Annotated in this window: 3 protein-coding genes; all 3 read right to left on the reverse strand. The window is 56.4% G+C overall.

Translation table 11 applies throughout. From position 1 onward, the window contains the following. Positions 1-435: 435 nt before the first annotated feature. Positions 436-2130 carry a glutamine--tRNA ligase/YqeY domain fusion protein gene (locus B2W96_RS07920; RefSeq protein ID WP_293009747.1) on the reverse strand — a complete coding sequence of 565 codons (1695 nt, stop codon included), beginning with the start codon at positions 2128-2130 and terminating at the stop codon, positions 436-438. Between the two features lie 159 nt (positions 2131-2289). Then, positions 2290-2526 carry a DUF6514 family protein gene (locus B2W96_RS07925; RefSeq protein ID WP_293009749.1) on the reverse strand — a complete coding sequence of 79 codons (237 nt, stop codon included), beginning with the start codon at positions 2524-2526 and terminating at the stop codon, positions 2290-2292. A gap of 242 nt (positions 2527-2768) precedes the next feature. After that, positions 2769-3129, reverse strand: a 361-nt coding sequence (locus B2W96_RS07930) for a DUF4093 domain-containing protein (protein ID WP_293009748.1), incomplete at its 5' end; no start/stop codon positions are given.

The following is a 3129-nucleotide window of genomic DNA, read 5'->3' on the forward strand; positions in this document are numbered from 1 at the left end:
AGACTGCGGGCTGCTTTGAATGATCGACTTTTTACATACGTTCTTTTAGTAGCGTGAAGAGTTCCGCGGTAAGGCCGCGGGCGGCTTCGGTCTTATACTGGCGGTTGGCTGGACGGCAGTTGTCGAGAATCGTCCTTTTAACCACTCCTGTATGCGCAGTCGTTTCCTTTGCTCTCCCTGCGCAAGGAATGTCCGGAAGCGTCGAAGCCGTGAATCACCCGCTCCCACAGCTTCCTGTGGAAAAGCGCCCCGCTGTCTAATAGACAGCGGGGCGCTTTTGCTCCCGGTTGTATTTTATAATCCCTCTCAGTTGCTGGAAACTGACTTTAAATACACTTCGCCCGGCGGTCTTTTGACCGCCGGGCGAAAAACATTTTAGGAGTATACAAAACAATTCCCTGATATCTCAAGCCATTTCCCACAGGAGAAACGCGCTTACTTCTTGAAGCTGTCCTTCAAACTGACGCTGCGGTTAAACACCAGCCGTCCCGGCGCGGAGTCCTTGTTGTCAAGGCAGAAATAGCCCAGCCGCATGAACTGGAAATTGGCGGGCGCAGCGGCGCCTGCCAGCTCCGCCTCCACCTTGCAGCCCCGCAGAATTTCCAGCGAGGCAGGATTCACATAGTCCATAAAATTCTTGTCCGCGCCGTCGGGGTCCGCGTCGGTAAACAGGTTGTCGTACAGCCGCACCTCCGCATCCACAGCGGTAGCGGCGTCCACCCAATGAATCGTCGCTCCCTTGACCTTCCGCCCGTCGGCGGGGTCGCCGCCCCGGCTGTTGGGGTCATATTCGCACAAAACCTCGGTAACATTGCCTTCCTCATCCAAGACGCAGCCGGTGCAGGTCACAAGATACGCGCCCTTTAGACGGACCTCGTTTCCCGGATACAAGCGCTTGTACTTGGGAGCGGGCTCTTCCATGAAATCGTCCGACTCAATATACACTGTCCTTGAAAAAGGCACCTCCCGGGTCCCGGCCTCCGGGTCCACGGGGTTGTTCTCCACGGTAAGGGTTTCCTGCTTGTCTTCCGGATAGTTGGTAACGGTTAGCTTCAAGGGCCGCAGCACCGCCATGGTCCGTCGGGCGGTTTCGTTCAAATCCTCCCGCAGGCAGTGCTCCAAAAAGCCGTATTCCACCACGCTGGCGGCCTTTGCAACGCCAATGCGTTCGCAGAAGCTGCGGACGGCCCGGGGCGTATACCCCCTGCGGCGCAAGCCGCACAGGGTGGGCATCCGGGGATCGTCCCATCCGGAAACCACGCCCTCCTCCACAAGGGTGCGCAGCTTTCGCTTGCTCATCACCGTGTGGTCGATTCCCAGCCGGGCAAACTCGATCTGCCGGGGCTTTGCGGGCAGGTCGCAGTGTTCCACCACCCAGTTGTACAGCGGGCGGTGGGCCTCAAACTCCAAAGAACACAGCGAGTGGGTAATCCCCTCCAGCGCATCCTGAATGGGGTGGGCAAAATCGTACATGGGATAGATGCACCATTTGTCCCCCTGCCGGTGGTGTCGCATGTGGTTGATGCGGTAAAGCGCCGGGTCCCGCATATTGAAGTTGCCGCTGGCAAGGTCAATTTTGGCCCGCAGGGTCATACGTCCGTTTTCAAACTCACCGCCGCGCATTCTTTCAAACAAGTCCAGACTTTCCTCGATAGGCCTGTCCCGCCAGGGACTGCGGGCGGGCACACCAATTTCGCCCCGATATTTCCTGAATTCCTCGGGGCTCAGTTCGCAGACATAAGCCAGGCCCTTTTTGATAAGGCCCTGCGCCTGACGGTAATCCTCTTCAAAATAGTCGGACCCATAGTAAAAGCGATCGCCCCAGTCAAAGCCAAGCCAATGGATGTCCTCCTTGATGGCGTCCACATACTCCTCATCCTCTTTGGTGGGATTGGTGTCATCCATCCGCAGGTTGCACAGGCCGCCGTATTTTTCCGCCATACCAAAGTCAATGGTCAGCGCCTTACAGTGGCCAATGTGCAGATATCCGTTGGGCTCGGGGGGAAAGCGGGTGTGAACCGTCATCCCGGCGTATTGTCCGCCGGGGGCAATGTCCTCCTCGATAAACGTCTGGATGAAATTGCGGCTCTCCGGCGTCTCCGACTCCGGAATTTTGCGTTCCTCTGCCATGTTGCGTTTCCTTCCTTCCTGTGGCGCTCTTTTGCTTTGATCGATAATCAGAAGTCCATTATACAAACTTCGCCCGGAAAAAGCAAGAGAAACGCTCGCCAAAGGAATCGGCAGAAGGCGGCGCCGATTTTGCCGCACCCGAACACATCCGCTCTCCCATCAGCAAATCAACCAATCCTCTGTCACATCCTTCAGCGCCACCGGCGTCACGGCACAGCGAAGCAGCAGCTCCGCCAGCCGCCATACCCTGTCGCCGGACACCGCCAGTCCATGTACGCGGCTCCGCTCGTCTCCCCGAATAATTTCCACTCCATAGCCGCCCAAAAGCTTGTCCGTACTCTCCAACAGGTAATAAAACGTTTTTTCTCCCAGCACCTCAGTCTCCCCGATAAACACTCTGCGCAACCGCGATCCCTCCCATTTTTGACAAACTGCCAGTGAAAACCCAGCCCTGCTCCCAAATTATGCCGGATGGAAGTCGATACACCAGCCATTCTACCATACCTTTGTGTCGAATTTTGTCGAATTATGGAATATAGTTGTTTGAATGCAAAAAATATCGATATTTAAAAATCGTTTTTTGTGTATATTCCACAAATTTAGAATGTGCAGCGTTCCTTTTTTTCACTTTCCGATTCTTAAAGTCGTTGCTCTCCGCTCAGAAGGCTCAGCAGTTCCTCCCTGCTGTACAGCAGGTTCAGCGCCTCCAGCATGGCGGAGACGGACAGGTGCTCCGGCAGCGCCAGTCGCCGCAGCAGTATCCGACGCTTCTCTCCGCTGTCCTGCCCCCCGGTAAGACCCATCCCATAGAGGTCAGCCTTTGTCAGGGGCTTTCCCGCAGACGCGGGGGCGTTTTCTCCCTCAAAGGTGGCTCCCGCCCGCTCCAGTGCGTCCAAAAGCACCTCCGGGCGCATTCCCTCCACACCCAGCTTCCCCTCTTTTCCGGCCTTGCGCCTGCGGCGCTCCTGGCCGTATAAATCCGGGATATATGCCTGCTTC

This window comes from Oscillibacter sp. UBA6647 (assembly GCA_002455655.1).
In the GTDB taxonomy this organism is placed as follows: Bacteria; Bacillota; Clostridia; order Oscillospirales; family Oscillospiraceae; genus Oscillibacter.